We start from the raw sequence: 17,977 nt of genomic DNA, 5'->3' as shown, positions 1-17,977 counted from the left end.
CGTTTATGTCGCTGAGGTGCGAAGAGGGACGTGAGAACGATGGCGCTACGCATCGACGAACGGGCAAACGACTTCGACGAGATCGACCGCTTCGACCGCGGCGTGGGGTGGATCGCCCACCCCGAAGAACACATGCGACGGGCGAGCCACGCCCTCGAGGTAGACGGCGAGGTCTGGGTGTTCGACCCCGTCGACGCAGAGGGCGTGGACGACCTCTTTGCGGAGTTCGGCGACGTGCGCGGCGTCGTCGTGCTGTTCAACAACCACACGCGCGACGCGGCGGCGATCGCCGAGCGCCACGACGTCCCCGTCTACCTTCCCGACTTCTTCGAGGGGGTGGCCGAGGAGCTCGATCCGGAGACGCCGGTGGGGCGGTTCGGCGCCGAACTCCTCGACACCGGGCTCGAGACGCGCGTGGTGCGGAACAACCGCCTCTGGCAGGAAGCCGCCCTCTTCGATCCCGACGACGGCACGCTCCTCGTCGGCGAGACCGTCGGGACGGTCGAGTACTTCCGCGCCGGCTCCGAACGCCTCGGCGTCCACCCGATGCAGCGACTCTTCCCGCCGCGGGAGGCCTTCGACGGACTGGACCCGGAGCGCATCCTCGTCGGGCACGGCGGTGGGATCTTCTGGAACGCCGACGTCGCCCTCGAGCGCGCCCTTTCGAACGCCCGAAAGCGGTTACCGCGGGCGTACGCGGAGACGGCCTGGCGGGCGCTGCCGTTCTGATCCCCTGGCGGGCGCTGCCGTTCTGATCCCCCGGTCGGTGTCGGGCGTGCGCATCGGTACCGTCGGACCGCGCGCGCCAACGCTCGAGACGGCCCCCACGCTCGAGGCGTACAGCTAACTTCGTTCCGCACCAACGTTCGACCGATCGTGGTCTACATCACGCGCGGTCTCGCCGACGTCCTGCTCGGTCTCGCCAGCGACGCCGATCCAGATCAGATCAGCACGGGCGTCTCGGTCACGCCGGCGGGCGACCTCGAGGGCGCGGACGCCGACGCCCTTCCCCCGAAGACGCCGGTGTTCACACACTTCGTCCTCCCGGAGATCGGCAGTTCGATCACCTTCGTCTTCGGCGTCGACCTCTCGACGCCAGCGCGAGGGGCCCAGGGGCGGTTCGTCTCCCATCCGGTCGGCGAACTCTCGGTCAGCCGCCGGGACGACCTCGCGCAGGTCGTCTTCGTCGCCGTGCCGCCGTGGGGGACGAACGAGGAGAGCTTCGGCGCCTTCGAGCGCTCCGGCGACCGCCTCCCCCTCGAGATCCTCGACGCGGAACCGCCCGAGGAGTGGCTGGTCGAGTGACGACGAACGGGCGACCGTTCGTGACGGCCGATCGAGCGACGGCGCTCACTCGAGGTAGCCGAGCCCTTTCAACTGCTCGGCGATCTGTTCGAACTCCGCCTCCGTGAGCTGGCCCGACTGCTGGTGCTGGATGACGATGCTGCGCAGCAGGAAGCGCACGAGGTCGCTCGTGCTCTGGAAGCTCGTCCCCTCGATCGTCTCCTCGACCCGTTCGGCGAGGTCCTTCGGGATCGAAACCGTCGTGTACTCGGTCATGATCGTGTTCGTATCTCCGGTGGAGCGATGAAAGGGTTGTCGGCGTTCGGCCCGCCCGCGACGTCGCTCGTGCACAGCGATTTTATTGGCTGGGCCACGTACCGCAGCGTATGGGAGTGAGACCGCCATCGAACGACGACGACGATCCAGAAGGTATCGAGTTCGGCATCGCCGCAGTCGACGCGCGACTCAGGCGGTCCGACCTGTCCTTTCCCGCCTCGAGCGACGACGTGGCGGCTGAGCTCGGCCACGAGCGGGTGCCATACGAGCCGAACGGGAACACGGTCTCCCTCGGGGAGATGCTCGAGGAGGTCGATCGAAACCGCTTCGAAAGCCGACAGGAACTGCTGAACGCGCTGCACGAACCGTTCGAGGAGCACCGTCGGAAACACTCGGGAACCGTGGTTTCGCAGGTTCGATCGCTGCTCCCCTTCTGATCGGCGCCGCGCCAGCGAATCACTCGTCGCCGGCGGCGTCGCCGTCTCGGTTTCCGTCGCCGTCGGCGCTGGCCTCGCGCACCATCCGCTCCAGGCGCTGGCGCTGCTCGCGGTGGAGGGCGACGATCATGTCCGAGAGGACGCCGAACATCAGCAGCTGGACGCCGAGGATGATACCCGCGGCAGCCACCATGGCGAGCACCTCGTGGCTCGTACTGTACCAGACCCACTCCAGGAGCACGTAGAGCGCCACGAGGCTCCCGAGGAGGACGCCGAGGACGCCGAGGCTCCCGAAGTAGAACAGGGGATTGCTGGTCTTCGCCAGCGAGTACAGCGCGAGGACGATCGTACCGCCGTCCCTGAGCGGGTGGAGGTTCGTCTCCGACTCCTCGGGGCGCGCGCTGTACCTGACCGGTACCACGGTCGTGTCGACGCCGTGTTTGGCGCACTCGACCGCCAGTTCGGTCTCGATCGTGAAGCCGTCGGAGTCGAGCGAGAGTCGCTCGAACGAGTCGACCGTGAACGCCCGATAGCCCGAGAGGATGTCGTCGTACTCGGCGCGGTGGATGAACCGGAACGCCCGGTTGATCATCCGGTTGCCGAACCCGTTGAGCGCCCGCATCGCGTCGTCCTCCATGTTCGCGAATCGGTTCCCGATCACGTGCTCGTACCCCGCGGCGAGGGGCTCGAGCATCCGATCCGCGTCCGCCGGGTCGTACGTCCCGTCGCCGTCGACCATCAACACGTAGGGGACGTCGACGTACTCGATCGCCTCGCGGACGGCCTGTCCCTTGCCGCTGCCGGACTGGACCAGGACGCGCGCGCCGCGCTCGCGTGCGATTTCACGGGTCCGATCCTCGGAATCGCCGTCGACCACGAGGACGTTCGTGTACCCTTCCTCGTAGAACCCGTCGACGACGTCGCCGATCGTCGCCTCCTCCTCGAGCGTCGGAATCAGGACGCACACGTCGTCCGGCGAGACCTCGGCGTCCCGCGTTCGTTCGCTCATCGAAACGACCTCGGTCCCGCGCTCTCGACCGTTCGCGCGTTCGTCGTCGTCACGTTCACGACCGCTCGAGTCGACGCGGGCCGCAACATCCTCCATCGCCACAGACTCCCCTAGCAGACCGCATAAGGGTACTGGTCGATTCTCCCGCCATTTTATCAGTGGCCACGGCGAGTTCCCCGGGCTTGACCCCGAGGCGACTCACGGTGACGCCGTGGGATCGATCACCATCCAGAATCCCTCACCGGTACCCGAACGCCCTTTTTCGTCAGGGGCCAACGCCCGACCATGACGGAATCACTACCGCCAGACGCGTGTCCGACCGTGAACGGCATCCCCGTGCTCGGCCTCGGAACGTGGCAGAACGATGATCCCGACCAGTGCGCCGAGAGCGTCCGGACGGCCCTCGAGGCGGGCTACCGGCACGTCGACACCGCCCAGGCCTACGACAACGAGGAAGCCGTCGGCGAGGGCATCGCGCGGGCCGACGTCGACCGCGAGGAGGTCTTCCTCGCCACCAAGGTGTGGACCTCGAACCTCGCCCACGACGACGTCCTCGAGACGGCGCGCGCGAGCGTCGACCGCCTCGGCGTCGACTCGGTGGACCTGCTGTACGTTCACTGGCCGGCCGACGCCTACGACCCGGAGGAGACCCTCCCGGCGTTCGCCGAACTCCACGACGAGGGGCTGATCGACGCCGTCGGCGTGAGCAACTTCGAACCGACGGACCTCGAGGTGGCCCTCGACGTCTGCGACGCGCCGATCGTGGCCAACCAGGTCGAGATGCACCCGTTGTTGCCCCAGGAGGACGTCCGCGAGGCCTGCGAGAACTACGACGTCCAGGTCGTGGCCTACTCTCCGCTGGCCCGCGGGGCGGTCTTCGACCGACCAGAGATCCGCGAGGTCGCCGACGAGCACGACGCCACCGAGGCCCAGGTGAGCCTCGCGTGGCTCCGCGAAAAGGGCGCCGCCGCGATTCCGAAGGCCACCGGCGAGGAGCACATCCGCGACAACTGGGAGTCGCTGGCGCTCGAGCTCGACGACGAGGACGTCCGGAAGATCGACTCGATCGAGGAGACGGATCGACAGGTGGATCCGTCGTTCGCGCCCTGGAACTGAGGCCGGACGCGTTCCGCACCTTCGAACGGGGATCGCCACGTTCTCGTTCGTTCACCGCACGCCCAGTTCGATCGTCGGTCGACGAGCGCTCAGAGGCGAAACGCGATCGAAGCGTCGAGCGATCGAGTCAGGTTCTATCAGCGCGTTCGCTCGAGTGAGGCGACGAGAGGGGAGAACGGACGAGGCGGCGGGGATCGATGGAGGGGACGTTATCGGCGGTTGGGCGTCCACTCCTCGCAGGCGTCCATGTCGTCCATCACCTCGTCGTGGCGGCCGCAGTAGGGGACGATCCCGGACGACGAACGGACGTACTCGAAGTGCCGACAGTTGCCGCAGTAGCGGTCGGTCGGGCCCGAGGCGGCGGCCGCCGAGGGGCGGTCGTCGACGATCTCGGCGTCCGCGTCGAGCGGCGAGGAGAGGTCCTGCGTCGACGTGCCGCCGTCGCTGGTCGCCGCCCGCGAGCGGGATCCGAGTCCAGTTCCGGCGCCGCTCGAGCGCTCGTCGTAGGTGAACGCGGACGAATCCGGATCGTTCGTCTGGGTTTCGACCTCTCCGTCGGGAGTGCTCCCGAGGAAGCCGATACCGCCCAGCCCCGTCGACCGCTCGCGTTCGACTTCGACGACCTTCGTCTCGCCCTCTCGCGTGACGGTCATCTCGAGGGTGCCGCCGGGGTCGTTCCGGGTCTTGAAGTTGACGACGGCGGTGAACAGACACCAGATCGCCGTGAACAGGCCGAGGAGGTAGACGGCGGAGACGTGGAGGGTCAGGTCGTCGCCGTAGCCGCGCCAGTGGTGGGGGTAGGCGTGCCAGAAGAGCGCGACGCCGAGCATGCAGAGACTCGCGCTGATCGCCGCGGCGGCGCGAACCCGACGACCGGCGGGGAGGACGGTGAAGACGCCGATGAGGGTCGCCGGTACGCCGACCCCGGCGAGCACGCCAGCGTACTTGACGGCCTCGTAGCTGTCCGCGACGAATCCCGCGAAGAGGTCGGTCGCGGCGACGAGGAGCGCGACGACGACGAGGAGGGCCCCGAGAAACACGAGCGCCATCCCCGCGTAGAGCCGTTTGGGGTTCGACACCTCTCGCTTCTTTCCCCGGTACACCTCCGTTAGACTGGTCATGGACCCGTCTTCGTACTCCCCCCACAAAACGATACGTCAGACACGTTTCAAGAAGTAGAGGTGTCCGATCCGCCGGTCGTCGCCGGTCCGCGCCGCGACGTCACCGGTCGAAACGAAAGGTTGAATCGATCGGCTCGAGAACTCACATCGCATGAGCGACGAGGACGAAGATGCGGAACCCGCGGTCGAACTCGGCGAGGGGGCCCCGGTCGAGGGAGCACCCCTCGCTCGCGTCGCCTCCCGGCTGACGTGGCCGAAGGAGAAGAGCGAGGTCGACCGCCTCGAGGGTGAGCGCGTGATCCGGACGCCCGACGGGCCCCGCGAGCTGTCGGCGGTGCTCGAGGAGGTCGACGAGACCTACTTCAGCCGGCGCCAGGAGTTCGAACGCCGCGTCCGCGACGCGATCGGAACCGGCCCGATCCCGACCGCGGAGGAGTGATGCCGGGGGACCGGGCGTAACCGTGGCCGCCGAGGAGGGGCGACGAATCGCGAGTCGGCTGCGCGGCCGACTCGACCGGTTGACGTGGGTACAGCGATCCCTGCTAGCCGGCGCCGTCTTCACGCTCCTCTGGATGCGCTACGTCCCGCGGGGGATCGACGAGCGGGTCGTCGTCGACGGCCTGATTTTGATCGCCGGACCGCTCGCGCTGGGGCTCTCACACGGCCGACGCATCGGTTGGCGGGTCGACCGCGTCGCGATCCGGAACGCGATCCTGCTCGCGCTGTTCGTCCTCCCCTTCTACCTCGTCGGCTCGACGCTGCCGATGATCCGCGAGTACTACCCGATCTGGCAGACGACGGCCGCCCCGGGCGAGTTCGTCCCCCACGCGATCAAGCTGTTCACCCTCGCGCTGGCCTCCGAGACCTACTACCGGGGGCTGCTCTGCGTGGGCGTCAGGGAGATCGGATTCAAGGCCGTGTTCATCAGCCCCGTCCTCTACATGATCCACCACTCCTCGAAGCCGCCCCTCGAGTTCCTCCTCTCCGGCCCGACCGACGTGCTGTTCGGCGCGGTCGACTACCGGTCCGACTCGATCCTCCCCTCGGTGATCGCCCACGGCGCGGGGCTAGTCCTCCTCGACTGGCTCGTCCTCCACGACCCGCTGTTCGACCCGACGCCGGCGGTGCGCGCGCTCGAGTGGGTTCCGGTTCCGCTGTCGCTGCTCGCCTAGGCGGAACCCGCGAGGGTCGATCCGAAGCGGGACGAATCAAGGCGCTCCGAAGCGGGACGAATCAAGGCGCTCCGAAGCGGGACAGATTAAGACGCGGGCGGTCGAATCGTCGCGCATGAGCGCAGACCTCCCCATCGACCCCACGGAGATCGATTCCGAAGACTACGGCGAACGGCGCGCGATCCTCGAGATGGACCACGAGGAGGCGATCGAACACGTCCGCGAGGTGTTCACCGAGGCGGGCTTCGGCGTGCCGACGGAGTTCTCCCCGTCGGAGCTGTTGAACGAGAAGGTCGACGCCGACCGCGATCCCTACTACGTGCTCGGGGCGTGCAACCCGGAGATCGCCGATCGCGTCCTCGACGTCACGAAGGCTATGGGTGGCCTGTTCCCCTGCAACGTCGTCATCTGGGAGGAAGAGCCGGGACGACAGGTCGTCTTCCACGTCTCGATCATGAAGATCGCCAGGCTGCTCGGGATGGCACCGAACGACGACCACTGGCAGGAGATCGTCGACGAGACGAGCGCGATGGTCGAGGACGCGTACTCGAACCTGTGACTGGCCGGGTTCCCAACTCTCGCTCGAACCGGTCCTCACTCGGAACCGATCCTCGGCCTCGAGCGCGGTGCGTTCACCCGTTGGACGTCGATGCATCGTCGACGGTACTCCGAGCCCCCGCGGTCTCCTCGTCGGCAGCGAACGCTCGCCGCTCGAGATAGCGTCCGTTACTCGAGACCGTTCCACGGTCGTCGTTCGAGGAGGCAAAGTCGACCCCTGCGGTTCGCCGGAGACGCTTCCGCGAGAGTCACTCGAGGGTTCGTCCGTAGCGCCGGCTCCGAAGGCGGAATCGGGTCCGAAAACGTACTGCGAGACCGAGAGACCGCCGCGACGTCCCTGAAACGGCGCTACGACTCCTCCTCGAGGTGCTCGAGCCGCCTGATCGCCTCCTGCGCGTGTTCCTCGGAGTGGCCCTCGGAGACCGCGTAGAGGACGACGCCGAGGACGCACCAGCCGAGGACGATCAGCCACTCGTGGGGCCACGCCAGCGCGGATTCGCCGCCCGGAAGGTAGAGGTAGACGAAGAACGCCGAGAGGACGAGACCGAAGACGCCGATGGCCCGTCCGGCCGGAACCTCGTACGGGCGGGCCATCTCGGGTTCGCGCTGGCGGAGCACGAGGAAGGAGACGGCGACGAGCAACCACGCGAAGACGATGCCGATGCCGCCGGCGTTGACGATCCAGCCGAGCATCTGTTCGCCGAAGAACGGCGCGAGCGCGGAGAGGCCCCCGATCAGGAGGACGGCGTTACTGGGCGTGTTGTACTCGGGGTGGATCTTCGCGAGCGGCTCGGGGAGCATGCCGCTCTCGGCGAGGGCGTACATCGCTCGGCTTCCGCCGATGATGAACGCGTTCCAGCTGGTGAGGATGCCGGCGATGCCGGCGAGGGCCATCAGTTGGCCGATCGTCTCACTGCCGAACAGGACCGCCATCGCTTCGGCGGCCGGGAGCGTGCTGTCGACGAGTTCGGATCCGGAGAGCGCCCTGCTCGCCCCCCAGATGACGGTCAGGTAGAAGACCGTCGCGAGCACGACCGCACCCAGAATCAGCAGGCCGAGGGCGCGCGGCGGGACGTCCGACTCCTCGGCCGACTGCGGGATCACGTCGAATCCCACGAACATGAACGGGACCATGAGGATCACGGCGTAGATGCCGGCCGTTCCGTCGCCGAACGACGGGTCCGGCGACGGCTGCCCGCCGACGATCGCCCCCGCGACGAGGACGGCCCCCGCGAACGCGATCACGAGCGTCATCACGATCTGGAACTGCGCGGCGGGGCGGATCCCGATGTAGTTCAGGTACGTGATCAACGCGGTTCCGCCGACGCCCACCAGGATCCACGTTCCGTACACCGGCTCTCCGGCGATCGACCACAACTCGAGCGTGTCGAACCCGGGGACGAGATACGCCATGGCCGACGGGAACGCGACGGCTTCGAACGCGGCCACCGAGACGTAGCCGAAGATGATCGCCCAGGTGCAGACGAACGCGCCGATCGGACCGAGCGCCCGCAGACTGTAGACGTGCTCGCCGCCGGCGAGGGGCATCGCCGACGCGAGTTCGCCGTACAGGAGCGCGATCGATCCCACCATTATCCCGCCGACGAGGAAGGCGACGATCGCACCGACGGGGCCGGCCATGTCGATCCAGTCGCCTGAGAGGATGATCCACCCCCACCCGATCATCGCGCCGAATCCCAGTACGAGCGTATCCCGCCTCGAGAGCGCCCGTACTAATCCACTATCGGTTGTCTTTGACATACACACTCACCATCAAACGTTTCGTATAAAATACTATCGGAGCCATATAACCTGGACGTGGTTCTGCTATCAACATTTGTGTGAGATTACGTTCAATTATTTGTACATTTACGGGTATCCTCGAGTACGACCATCGATCGACCGATTTCCGACCCGCGCTCCGAACTGGACGAACGGATCCAGACTCGCTGCGACGAGAACGGGGTTCTGGTTCGGTCGGCGGGACGCCGCGGAAACGTGCTTCGGTTGATCCCGCCGTTCGTGTTCACCAGCGACCAGGCCGAATCGGGACGGACGTGATCGTCGAAGGGACCGAGCGGCGCGCCTGACGGCCCGTTCGGGACGGTGCTCGCGCGCCGACAGGGGGGACAGATCGCCGAGCCCACCCCCCTTCGAGTCGATCGCCGTTCCACGTTCCGCCTTCGCGTCGAACCTCGTCTAGTCCAGTGGGAACGGTTATGATTGTCCCGCGTAACGCTACACAACGAGCACCACAAACCATGGACGACGCCGTCGACCTGGACGAAAAAGACGTACGTATTCTCAAAGCGATCGCGAGCGAAGGGGTTACGAGTCCGGAGAAGATCGATACGCTGACCGGCATTCCGAAATCCACCGTCCACTACCGGCTCAACCAGCTTCGAGAGGCGGGGGTCCTGACGAACGACCTGTACGACATGGACCTCTCGAAGCTCGGACTGTCGATGACCGTCATCACGGAGGTGTTTGCGACGTACGAGGAGGGATACCACGAGACGGTCGGGGAACGCCTGGGCGAGATCGAGGGCGTCAATCAGGTGTACTTCACCATGGGTGACACGGACTTCGTCGTCATCGCGCACGTCACCGACCGGGAGATGGTCGAATCGCTCGTCTCGAGCTACGAGGCGATCGACGAGATCCAGCGGACCAGTTCGAAGTTCGTGATCGCGACGAGCAAAGACGAACCGCACCCGCTCAACGACTTCGAGTTCGAAACGCTCCTGGACGTCCTCGTCGACCGATCGTGACCCGCAGGGAGCCGGCCGCTCGAGACGAGCGGGACCGAACCGATCGCTCCGACGGCGCGGGACACGACCGACGCGACGATCCCGCCTGGGACGCGAGCGCCTACGACGACACCCACTCGTTCGTCTACGAGTACGGCGAGTCCCTCCTCGAGGACCTCTCGCCGAACCCGGACGAGCGAATCCTCGACCTCGGCTGCGGAACCGGGCACCTGACGAACGGGATCGCCGAGCGCGGGGCCGACGTCGTCGGCCTCGACCGGTCCGCGGAGATGATCGAGACGGCGCGATCGACGTACCCGTCGCTGTCGTTCGTGCGAGCCGACGCGACCGAGTTCGACCCCGGCGATCCCCGCCTCGCGGGGGACGAGCCGTTCGACGCCGTCTTCTCGAACGCGGCGCTCCACTGGATCGACGACCCGGAACAGGACGCGGCCCTCCAGTCCGTCCGGGACGCGCTCCGTCCCGGGGGACGGTTCGTCGCGGAACTCGGCGGCGCCGGGAACGTCGAGACGATCGCGAACGCCCTCGAGACCGCGCTCGCGGAGCGCGGATACGACGTCGATCGCCCGTGGTACTTCCCCTCGTTCGGCGACTACGCCCCGCGGCTCGAGTCTCACGGCTTCGAGGTGCGCGTCGCGCGGCTGTTCGACCGGCCGACGGACCTCGAGGAGGGCGATGACGGCCTTCGGAACTGGATCGAGATGTTCGCAGGGGACTTCTTCGAGGGGGTGGCCGACGACGAGCGCGAGGCGATCCTCGAGGCCGTCGAGGACGCCTGTCGACCGGACCTGTTCCGCGAGGAGCCGGGGACGTGGATCGCCGACTACCGGCGGTTGCGGTTCGCGGCCGTCGCCGTCGAGGATGACGGCGACCGCTGATCGAATACGGGTGGGGGGTCGCGTCGACGGGTCGGATAGCCGATCAGTCCGCCGACTGGGTGCGCTCCGTCCGCGACGTCGTCGGCACGCCGCGTCCGGTCAGCGCCATCGCGAACAGCACCAGCGGCGACAGTAGCCCGAACAGGTAGAACGGGGCGTACTCGAGGGTCGCAACGCCGGTGGCCGACGCCATGAAGACGCCGCCGGCGTGCCAGGGGAAGAGCGCGCCGGTCGGCGTTCCGGCGGCCTCGACGGCCCTCGACAACTCCTCGCTGTCCAGTCCGAACTCGGCGTAGAGGTTCCGGAGGGTGAGCCCCGGGAGCACGATGCTCATGTACTGCTGGGCGGTCAGCGCGTTGACGAGGATCGCCGACGCGCCGGTGCCGGCGATCAAACTCCCCGACGTGCGCACGCCGGTCGCGAGCCGATCCGCGAGCACCGCGAGGACGCCCGTCCGCTCGAGGAGGCCGCCGAGGGCGAGCGCCGCGACGACGACGGTGATCGTCCAGGCGGAGCCAGTGAGCCCCCCGGTCGTCAGGAGTTCGTCCACGAGGTCGGAGCCGGTTCCCGGGTCGGTCCCCTCCATGAAGACCGTCCAGGCGGCGACGAATCCGGTTCCCTGAACGAGCATCGAGGTGGCGACGCCGGCGAAGACGCCGGTCACGAGCGTGGGGAGCGCGGGGTACCCCCGGAGGGCGAGGCCGAACGTGACGAGGAGCGGGACGAACACGAGGGGTGAGAGGTCGTACGCGCCCGCGAGGGCGGTCTGGATCTCGGCCACGCGACTCGCGGGGATGTCGCCGCCGGCACGAAGGCCGAGGACGGCGAAGCCCAGGACGGCGGTGCCGAACGCGACTGCCGTTCCCGTCCGCATGCGTCGGATGTGGTCGTACAGCGGCGTGTTCGTCACGCCGGCGGCGAGGTTGGTGGTGTCCGACAGCGGCGACTGCTTGTCGCCCGCGTACGCCCCGGAGAGGACCGCGCCGACGGTCATGGGTGCGGAAACGCCGAGGCCGGAGCCGATGCCGACGAACGCGACCCCGAGCGTCCCGACGGTCGTCCACGAGGAGCCGATGGCGAAGGCGACGGCGGCCGCGAGGACCGCCGTCGCGGGGAGGAACACCCGCGGGGTCAGCAACTCGAGGCCGTAGTACATCATCGCGGGAATCGTCCCGGCGTCGACCCAGGTGGCGATGAGGGCGTAGATGGTAAAGAGGATCAACAGCGCCTGGATTCCCATGAGGAGGCCGTTCGTGATCCCGTCGGAGAGTTCGCTCCAGCGGTAGCCGAGGTACCGGCCGAACGCTCCGACGAAGACGATGCTCCACAGCAGGGGGACGTGCGGATCCAGCCCGAGCAGGGCCGATCCGACGCCGAGGAACCCGACGACCGCGAGCACCGGAACCAGCGCGAGGCCGACCGTCGGCCGGCGCTCTGGATCGATGTCGTCCACCGTCGTCGGCGTGAACTCGAACGTCATCGGCCGCCGTATGCACTCGAGGAATAAAAATAGAACGTTGTATTACCTTCGTGTATGTGGTGTGGTACCGGACGACAGGTCGTTCGGTCACGAGACGGTCCTACTCGCGCGGTCCAGCATCCTCCTCGTCTGCGGGCGCCTCCGTCCCCGCCTCGGTTTCGGCCTCGGCCTCGAGTTCCGCGAGGTACCGGTCGGCGTCGTACCGGACGTAGCCGGTGTAGAGCGCGATGAGCCCGAACAGGATCGCGGGGATCCCGAGCAGGAGGAAGAGCGCGGCGGCGAGGGTGGCCAGGTCGGGCGGCAGGGCCGCGGGGAGGGCCTCGAGCGCCGAACCGAATTCGGTCGAGCGTGGTGCCATACCTCCGTAGAGCCGCCGTTCGGTGAAAGGGGTTGTGCACCGCGACCGGGGTGAGTCGGCGGTCGTCGGCCTCGAGGGGCGGCTACACCCGACGCACGAACGAATCCAGGCTCGATTGTACGCCCGCGGCGAGTTCGGACTTGCGCTTGAGCCGCTCGATCGAGACCGGCAGTTCGCTCGAGACGGCTGCGACCGCCTCGTGGAACGTCTCGGCTTCGCCGTGTTCGCCCTCGAAGGCGTTGCGGACGCTCTCGCGGACCTGCCAGACGCCGACGGGCGCCCAGTAGTCGTCCGAGACCTCCCGGAGGACGAGACACTTCGCCTGCCGTCCGATCGATTCGAGGTGCTCTAAGACGCCCAACCGGGCGGCGTAGTAGGCGCCCGCCGTCTCCTCGACGTAGCTCGAGCGCCCCTCGTACCCCTCCGAGGCGCTGGCGAGCCAGATATTCCCTTCCGGGTCGGGGTTCCAGATGCTGCCCGGCGCCTTCATCTCCACGAGTTCGAACTCCCAACTGCCGGGCGCGAGGATCACCCAGTACCGGTTGCCGACGTACTCGTTCATCCAGACCTGTACCTCGTCGACGCTGGGTGCGTTTTTGATCCGTCCGCGCAGGTACTGCCCGACGGTGTCGTCGACGGCGGTGATCGACCAGCGCGTCGGGACGAGTCGGCGGTTCGCGGCCTCGCCCAGCGCGCCCGCCGAGAGGATCGAGTTGATCTCGTAGACGTCGAACCCTCGCCTGTAGAGGTAGGTCATCGCCCCCTGGGCCTGCCAGTCGTCGTCCTCGAGGGTCTTCTGCACCGGCCGGGGGACGTGGGGGTTCTCCCGTAGGTCAGCCTCTCTCGCCCTCGCGCGCGGCCCCCGTGGCGTGGCCACGTCGGTTCCCGTGTCCAGCCCGAGGTCGGGTTTCCCCTCGAGGCCGATCTCGAGGTCGACGGGTCGATCCGAGATGGCGACCTCGCGCTGGACGCCGACGAAGCCGTCCCAGACGTCGTGGACGGACGGTGCGAGCCGGCTGGCGATCCCCGGCGCGTCGACGTTCGCGCGCTTGTTCGAGTTCAACAGGCCGGTCCGACGCTGGAGGACGTCCGTGATGCCGTAGCCCTGCTGGTACCACCTCCCGTCGGTGACGTACTCCTCGGCGGCGTCCTCGTCGCCGACGGGCGAGAGCACGCCGACCGGGATGTCCGGGTAGTTCGAGCGCCCGACGAAGATCGAGGGCGCGGTCGAGCCGACGAGGGTGTCACCGCTGAGCGACCGCTCGAAGTTGCGCTCGAAGTCCTCGAGGTGGTCGGTGATCGCGTAGGACTTCTCCTTCGCGAGGCGCCGCCGCTCGGCCTCCTCGTCGGGCTCGAGGTCCTCGATGTAGTCGTCGAGGCGCATTCGGTCCAGAGTAGGGGCGCGGCGGCTTTGAATGTTGAGTTCCGCGGCGTCGCGTGCCGGATCGGCGGTCTCGCGGATCTCGATTCGTCCCGGCCGCTCCCCGGGAGGGAGCCGCCGAGCGCGGACCGCCCGCGGTCGCCGGGAGCGTTATTTGTCGCGCCACTGAATACCACGATTGGGAACAGTGGACCTCCCGCTCGTCACCGCGATCCTCGCCCTCGGCGTCGGCGCGCAGCTGCTGGCGAAGCGCCTCCGAGTCCCGAGCGTCCTCTTCCTGATCGCGATCGGCGTCGCCATGGGCCCCGCCGTCCTCGGGTTCATCACCCTCGAGAGCTTCGGCGAGGGGCTCTCGACGATCGTCGGCGTGAGCGTCGCGATCATCATCTTCGACGGCGCGTTCCACCTCCGCCGGGAGAAACTCGAGGAGGCGCCGCGGGCGATCATCCGGCTGACGACGATCGGCGCCGCGCTCGCACTCGTCGGGACGGCCCTCGCGGTCCGATTCTTCCTCGACACGGGGTGGGGCGTCGCCTTCCTGATCGGCTCGCTGCTGATCGCGACCGGGCCGACCGTCGTCACGCCGGTGCTCGACGTCATCACGGTTCGCGGCCACGTCGAGAGCGCGCTCGAGGCCGAGGGGATCTTCAACGACGTGACCGCGGCCATCCTGGCGATCGTCATCTTCGAGGCCGCGATCGTCGAGGGGACGCCGGCGGAGATCCCGTCGGCCTTCGTCCAGCGGCTCACGGCGGGGATCGGCATCGGGGTCGTCGTCGCGGGCGTCGTCTGGTACCTCCTCGCGCGGACCGACCTCCCCGCCGCCGGCGGCGACGCCCCCCAGATGGCCCGCCTCATCACCCTCACCGGGGCCCTGGTCTCGTTCGGGCTGGCCGAGTCGGTGTTTCCCGAAACCGGCGTCGCGGCGGCGGCCACCGCCGGCATCGTCCTCGGGAACGTCGACCTCCCCCACCGCGAGGAGATCCTCGCGTTCAACCGCGACCTGACGCTGGTCGTCCTCTCGTTCGTCTTCATCTCGCTCGCCGCGCTGATCGACTTCGACTCGCTGATCGGCCTCGGCACCGGCGGCCTCGCGGTCGTCGTCGCGGTCACGCTCTTCGTGCGGCCGATCCTGGTCCTCCTCTCGGCGACCGACAGGCGGTTCAGCCGCGAGGAGCGCCTCTTCCTCTCGCTGGTCGGCCCGCGCGGGATCATCCCCGCGTCGGTCGCCACGCTGTTCGCCATCGAACTCGAGGCCGCGGGGCAGTTCGAGGCCGCTCAGACGCTCGCCGGTACGGTCTTCCTCGTCATCTTCATCACGGTCGTCCTGCAGGCGGGGCTGGCCCGCCAGATCGCGTCGTACCTACAGGTGATTCCCATGCGCACGATCATCGTCGGCGGGGGCCGGGTCGGCCGGGCGCTCGCCACCAGACTGGAGAACCGCGGCGAAAACGTCGTCCTCGTCGACCGGGACCCGTCGGTCGTCGCGGACCTGCGCCAGGAGGGGTTCACCGCCCGGGAGGCCGACGGGACCAACCCCGACGCGCTCCGCGCGGCGGGAATCGAGGAGGGGAAGATCGTCGTCGCCACCACCGCGGACGACGACACGAACCTGCTCGTCTCCCAGCTCGCCCGGACGACGTTCGGCGTCGAGACCGTCGTCGCCCGGGTGAACACCCCCGAGAACGTCGACGCGTTCGAGGCCCTCGAGGTGCGCGCGATCGACGTCTCGAGCGCGACGGCGTGGTCGATCGACAACGAGATCGAGCGGCCGGCGCTCACCCAGTGGATGACCGAACTCGGCGAGGGCCACGACGCCCAGGAGGTTCGGATCACGGCCCCGGACGTCGTCGGCTCGACCATCGCCGAACTGGACGCCGAGATCCCCGACGGCTGCATCGTCGCCGTGCTCGCCCGCGACGGCGAGACGTACGTGCCGGGCGCCGACACGCTCCTCGAGGAGGGCGACACGGTGACGTTCATCGGGCGCGAGGAGGCTGTCCGGGAGGCCGTGCGACGGTTCCACCCGCACGATTGACCCGTCGATGGCGACGGTCGGTCCGGCGCGAGCGGTCGGACCGGCGTCCGAAAGACAACCGTTAAAACCGGCGGGCCGGAAGGAACGGGTATGAGTACGACGGACGAGCGAGAGACGCGATCCTGCGTCTCTTGCGGGCTCAACATCGCCGGTACGAACGCGGCCGCGTTCAAGTGTCCCGAGTGCGGCCAGCAGATCTACCGCTGTGCGAAGTGTCGAAAGCAGAGCAACCTCTACGAGTGCCCCGAGTGCGGGTTCACCGGCCCCTGACGCCGTCGCTCGCGTTCGCCACCCGACTACCCAACCACTACCAGTAACACCACCATGGGAAAAGTAGCAGCCAAAATCAAGGTCATGCCGAACAGCCCCGAGATCGACCTCGACGCGCTCCAGGAGCGCCTCGAGAGCTCCCTCCCCGAGGGGGCGAAGATCAACGGCGTCGAACGAGAGGAGGTCGCCTTCGGCCTCGTCGCCCTCTACCCGACCGTGATCGTCCCCGACGGCGCGGGCGGCACGGAGACCGTCGAGGAGAACTTCACCGGCGTCGACGGCGTCGAGAGCGTCGCCGTCGAGAACGTCGGTCGCATCTGAGTCCGGACGCCAGCCGGGATCCGATCGCGGATCGAACTCGATAACGGAATCGAACCGTCTCCGAACGCGTTTTCGACCGTCAATACGCTTGGAGCCGCGGCTGTCGCTCGTTCGCGTCCCCACGTTCTCGGTCCGGTTCACCGGTCTCCCAACGTTTACCGTGGCCGGCGAAAAACGGTCACGCCGTGAACGTCCTGTCGGATCCCACGAAACGCCGGTGGCTCGCGTGGGGCGCGCTGGTGACCGTCTTCCTGCTCGTCAACGTCCACCGCCTCTCGACGGCGGTCCTCTCGGGGCGCCTGACGGACGACTTCGGGACGACGGCGGCCCAGCTGGGCACCCTCCACGCCTCGTTCTTCCTCATCTACGCCGCCTTTCAGCTCCCGACGGGCGTCCTCGCCGACCGGCTGGGGCCCCGCTCCGTCGGGTCGATCGGCGCGATCGTCCTCAGCCTCGGCGCCGTCGGGTTCACCACGAGCGGGAGCTACACCGCGGCGTTGGTCTCGAGGGGGTTGATCGGGCTGGGGAGCAGCGTCGTCTTCGTCTCGATCCTGCGCTTCTGTGCGAACTGGTACCGGGCGGACGAGTTCGCGACGATGACCGGCTTGACGGGGAGCGTCGCCGGGATCGGCGCGATCCTCGCGACGACGCCCCTCGCGGTCACCGTCGACCTGTACGGCTGGCGCGAGACGGTCCTCGGCCTGGCCGTCGTCGGCTTCGTCGCCGGCGCCGCCGTCTTCGCGCTCGCGCGCCAGTCGCCCGCCGCGGCGGGCCTCGAGCCGATCGAGGGCGTGCCGGAACAGCCGTCGGTCTCGCTCGCCGAGACGGGACGGTACCTGCGAGCGCTCGCGACGGACCTCGACCAGTGGCTACTGTCGATCGTCTTCTTCGCGGGTAACGGCGCGAACCTGACCCTGATCGGGCTGTGGGGCGTCCCGTACCTGGTCGTCGTCTACGACCTCGACGTGACGACCGCGTCGTACTTCACCCTCCTCGGCTCGGTCGGCCTCCTGTTCGGCCCACCGCTGATCGGCTGGGTCTCCGATCGAATCGGTCAACGCACCCTCCCGATGGCGGCGGGCATCGGCCTGTACGCGCTCGCGCTCGCCGTCGTCCCCGTCTTCGGCCGACCGCCACTCCCGGCCGTCGCCCTCGCGTACCTGGCCTGCGGGTTCCTCTTCGGCTCGGCGATGCTGACGCTCTCGGTCGTCAAGGAGCGCTACCCGCCGGCCGCGAGCGGCGTGGCGACGGCCACGGTGAACATGGCGGGGTTCGTGGGCGCGACAATCCTCCCGACGCTCATGGGTGTGGCCCTCGACGCCTACCGGACGGGCGAGACCGTCGACGGCACCGTCACCTACACCGAGTTCGGCTACCGCGTCGCGTTCGCGATCCTCGCTGGCGTGGTCGCCATTGCGTTCTGCAGTTCCTGCTGGTTGCTCGTGCGCGACCGCGCCGGCGTTTCCTCGCCGGTCGAACGCGATCGCTCGAGCCTCGAGTGAGCGAC

The 17,977-nt window shown here is 68.2% G+C and carries 20 protein-coding genes; 13 read left to right on the top strand and 7 right to left on the bottom strand.

Features of this window, described 5'->3' with window-relative positions; all coding sequences use genetic code 11:
- Positions 1–39 precede the first annotated feature (39 nt).
- Together RJT68_RS05025 and RJT68_RS05020 are read left to right on the top strand one after the other, a co-directional pair.
- Complete coding sequence (locus RJT68_RS05025; RefSeq protein ID WP_407039279.1) at positions 40–729, top strand: hypothetical protein; 690 nt, start codon at positions 40–42, stop codon at positions 727–729.
- Between the two features lie 147 nt (positions 730–876).
- The gene (locus RJT68_RS05020) at positions 877–1,305 is read left to right on the top strand and encodes a hypothetical protein (protein ID WP_407039278.1); all 429 of its coding nucleotides are present in this window, start codon (positions 877–879) and stop codon (positions 1,303–1,305) included.
- Positions 1,306–1,350: 45 nt separating this feature from the next.
- Here the strand turns inward: RJT68_RS05020 and RJT68_RS05015 are convergent, their stop codons facing one another.
- Positions 1,351–1,560: a ribbon-helix-helix domain-containing protein gene (locus tag RJT68_RS05015; RefSeq protein ID WP_407039277.1), complete on the bottom strand. Its 210-nt coding sequence runs from the start codon at positions 1,558–1,560 to the stop codon at positions 1,351–1,353.
- A 110-nt stretch (positions 1,561–1,670) separates the two neighbouring features.
- Here RJT68_RS05015 and RJT68_RS05010 point away from each other — a divergent pair, with 110 nt between their 5' ends.
- Positions 1,671–1,997: a DUF5789 family protein gene (locus tag RJT68_RS05010; protein ID WP_407039276.1), complete on the top strand. Its 327-nt coding sequence runs from the start codon at positions 1,671–1,673 to the stop codon at positions 1,995–1,997.
- A gap of 19 nt (positions 1,998–2,016) precedes the next feature.
- Here RJT68_RS05010 and aglJ read toward each other — a convergent pair whose 3' ends face one another.
- On the bottom strand, positions 2,017–3,006 hold the full coding sequence (gene aglJ, locus RJT68_RS05005) for an S-layer glycoprotein N-glycosyltransferase AglJ (RefSeq protein WP_407040325.1): 990 nt from the start codon (positions 3,004–3,006) through the stop codon (positions 2,017–2,019).
- A gap of 285 nt (positions 3,007–3,291) precedes the next feature.
- Here aglJ and RJT68_RS05000 point away from each other — a divergent pair, with 285 nt between their 5' ends.
- Complete coding sequence (locus tag RJT68_RS05000) at positions 3,292–4,122, top strand: aldo/keto reductase (protein WP_407039275.1); 831 nt, start codon at positions 3,292–3,294, stop codon at positions 4,120–4,122.
- Positions 4,123–4,331: 209 nt separating this feature from the next.
- Here RJT68_RS05000 and RJT68_RS04995 read toward each other — a convergent pair whose 3' ends face one another.
- Positions 4,332–5,243: a DUF7139 domain-containing protein gene (locus tag RJT68_RS04995; protein WP_407039274.1), complete on the bottom strand. Its 912-nt coding sequence runs from the start codon at positions 5,241–5,243 to the stop codon at positions 4,332–4,334.
- A gap of 151 nt (positions 5,244–5,394) precedes the next feature.
- Between RJT68_RS04995 and RJT68_RS04990 the strand changes: the two genes are divergently transcribed.
- From RJT68_RS04990 to RJT68_RS04980, 3 genes are all read left to right on the top strand, one after another.
- Positions 5,395–5,682 carry a DUF5789 family protein gene (locus RJT68_RS04990; protein ID WP_407039273.1) on the top strand — a complete coding sequence of 96 codons (288 nt, stop codon included), beginning with the start codon at positions 5,395–5,397 and terminating at the stop codon, positions 5,680–5,682.
- Between the two features lie 22 nt (positions 5,683–5,704).
- Complete coding sequence (locus RJT68_RS04985; RefSeq protein WP_407039272.1) at positions 5,705–6,415, top strand: CPBP family glutamic-type intramembrane protease; 711 nt, start codon at positions 5,705–5,707, stop codon at positions 6,413–6,415.
- Between the two features lie 115 nt (positions 6,416–6,530).
- The gene (locus RJT68_RS04980) at positions 6,531–6,974 is read left to right on the top strand and encodes a DUF302 domain-containing protein (protein ID WP_407039271.1); all 444 of its coding nucleotides are present in this window, start codon (positions 6,531–6,533) and stop codon (positions 6,972–6,974) included.
- Between the two features lie 347 nt (positions 6,975–7,321).
- Here the strand turns inward: RJT68_RS04980 and RJT68_RS04975 are convergent, their stop codons facing one another.
- Complete coding sequence (locus RJT68_RS04975) at positions 7,322–8,734, bottom strand: APC family permease (RefSeq protein ID WP_407039270.1); 1,413 nt, start codon at positions 8,732–8,734, stop codon at positions 7,322–7,324.
- A 500-nt stretch (positions 8,735–9,234) separates the two neighbouring features.
- Between RJT68_RS04975 and RJT68_RS04970 the strand changes: the two genes are divergently transcribed.
- Together RJT68_RS04970 and RJT68_RS04965 are read left to right on the top strand one after the other, a co-directional pair.
- Positions 9,235–9,744, top strand: a complete 510-nt coding sequence (locus tag RJT68_RS04970) for an Lrp/AsnC family transcriptional regulator (protein WP_407039269.1) — start codon at positions 9,235–9,237, stop codon at positions 9,742–9,744.
- Positions 9,741–10,622 (top strand): class I SAM-dependent methyltransferase, encoded by an 882-nt coding sequence (locus RJT68_RS04965; protein WP_407039268.1) that lies wholly within the window; start codon positions 9,741–9,743, stop codon positions 10,620–10,622. The genes RJT68_RS04970 and RJT68_RS04965 overlap by 4 nt, the downstream gene beginning before the upstream one ends.
- 43 nt (positions 10,623–10,665) lie before the next feature.
- On the opposite strand, the gene arcD is transcribed toward RJT68_RS04965, so the two are convergent.
- The 3 genes from arcD to nreA all read right to left on the bottom strand — a co-directional run bounded on the left by arcD (position 10,666) and on the right by nreA (position 13,844).
- Entirely contained in the window at positions 10,666–12,102 is a 1,437-nt protein-coding gene (gene arcD, locus RJT68_RS04960; RefSeq protein ID WP_407039267.1) for an arginine/ornithine antiporter ArcD, read from the bottom strand.
- Positions 12,103–12,202: 100 nt separating this feature from the next.
- Complete coding sequence (locus RJT68_RS04955; RefSeq protein WP_407039266.1) at positions 12,203–12,460, bottom strand: hypothetical protein; 258 nt, start codon at positions 12,458–12,460, stop codon at positions 12,203–12,205.
- 82 nt (positions 12,461–12,542) lie between these two features.
- On the bottom strand, positions 12,543–13,844 hold the full coding sequence (nreA, locus tag RJT68_RS04950; protein ID WP_407039265.1) for a DNA repair protein NreA: 1,302 nt from the start codon (positions 13,842–13,844) through the stop codon (positions 12,543–12,545).
- Between the two features lie 184 nt (positions 13,845–14,028).
- Here nreA and RJT68_RS04945 point away from each other — a divergent pair, with 184 nt between their 5' ends.
- From RJT68_RS04945 to RJT68_RS04930, 4 genes are all read left to right on the top strand, one after another.
- A complete protein-coding gene (locus RJT68_RS04945; protein WP_407040324.1) occupies positions 14,029–15,879 on the top strand; it encodes a cation:proton antiporter domain-containing protein in 1,851 nt (616 codons plus the stop codon).
- Between the two features lie 90 nt (positions 15,880–15,969).
- On the top strand, positions 15,970–16,149 hold the full coding sequence (locus RJT68_RS04940; protein ID WP_407039264.1) for an HVO_2753 family zinc finger protein: 180 nt from the start codon (positions 15,970–15,972) through the stop codon (positions 16,147–16,149).
- A gap of 54 nt (positions 16,150–16,203) precedes the next feature.
- Entirely contained in the window at positions 16,204–16,470 is a 267-nt protein-coding gene (locus tag RJT68_RS04935; protein ID WP_407039263.1) for an elongation factor 1-beta, read from the top strand.
- A gap of 185 nt (positions 16,471–16,655) precedes the next feature.
- Complete coding sequence (locus RJT68_RS04930; protein WP_407039262.1) at positions 16,656–17,972, top strand: MFS transporter; 1,317 nt, start codon at positions 16,656–16,658, stop codon at positions 17,970–17,972.
- Positions 17,973–17,977 lie beyond the last annotated feature (5 nt).

The organism is Halovalidus salilacus (genome assembly GCF_031852275.1).
GTDB lineage: Archaea > Halobacteriota > Halobacteria > Halobacteriales > Natrialbaceae > Halovalidus > Halovalidus salilacus.
This window is presented reverse-complemented; position numbering and strand designations above follow the sequence as displayed.

Coding starts and splice junctions, on each gene's coding strand:
- RJT68_RS05025 (WP_407039279.1), top strand. CDS start 40: ATGGCGCTACGCATCGACGAACGGGCAAACGACTTCGACGAGATCGAC.
- RJT68_RS05015 (WP_407039277.1), bottom strand. CDS start 1,560: ATGACCGAGTACACGACGGTTTCGATCCCGAAGGACCTCGCCGAACGG.
- RJT68_RS05010 (WP_407039276.1), top strand. CDS start 1,671: ATGGGAGTGAGACCGCCATCGAACGACGACGACGATCCAGAAGGTATC.
- aglJ (WP_407040325.1), bottom strand. CDS start 3,006: ATGAGCGAACGAACGCGGGACGCCGAGGTCTCGCCGGACGACGTGTGC.
- RJT68_RS05000 (WP_407039275.1), top strand. CDS start 3,292: ATGACGGAATCACTACCGCCAGACGCGTGTCCGACCGTGAACGGCATC.
- RJT68_RS04995 (WP_407039274.1), bottom strand. CDS start 5,243: ATGACCAGTCTAACGGAGGTGTACCGGGGAAAGAAGCGAGAGGTGTCG.
- RJT68_RS04990 (WP_407039273.1), top strand. CDS start 5,395: ATGAGCGACGAGGACGAAGATGCGGAACCCGCGGTCGAACTCGGCGAG.
- RJT68_RS04980 (WP_407039271.1), top strand. CDS start 6,531: ATGAGCGCAGACCTCCCCATCGACCCCACGGAGATCGATTCCGAAGAC.
- RJT68_RS04975 (WP_407039270.1), bottom strand. CDS start 8,734: ATGTCAAAGACAACCGATAGTGGATTAGTACGGGCGCTCTCGAGGCGG.
- RJT68_RS04970 (WP_407039269.1), top strand. CDS start 9,235: ATGGACGACGCCGTCGACCTGGACGAAAAAGACGTACGTATTCTCAAA.
- arcD (WP_407039267.1), bottom strand. CDS start 12,102: ATGACGTTCGAGTTCACGCCGACGACGGTGGACGACATCGATCCAGAG.
- RJT68_RS04955 (WP_407039266.1), bottom strand. CDS start 12,460: ATGGCACCACGCTCGACCGAATTCGGTTCGGCGCTCGAGGCCCTCCCC.
- nreA (WP_407039265.1), bottom strand. CDS start 13,844: ATGCGCCTCGACGACTACATCGAGGACCTCGAGCCCGACGAGGAGGCC.
- RJT68_RS04940 (WP_407039264.1), top strand. CDS start 15,970: ATGAGTACGACGGACGAGCGAGAGACGCGATCCTGCGTCTCTTGCGGG.
- RJT68_RS04935 (WP_407039263.1), top strand. CDS start 16,204: ATGGGAAAAGTAGCAGCCAAAATCAAGGTCATGCCGAACAGCCCCGAG.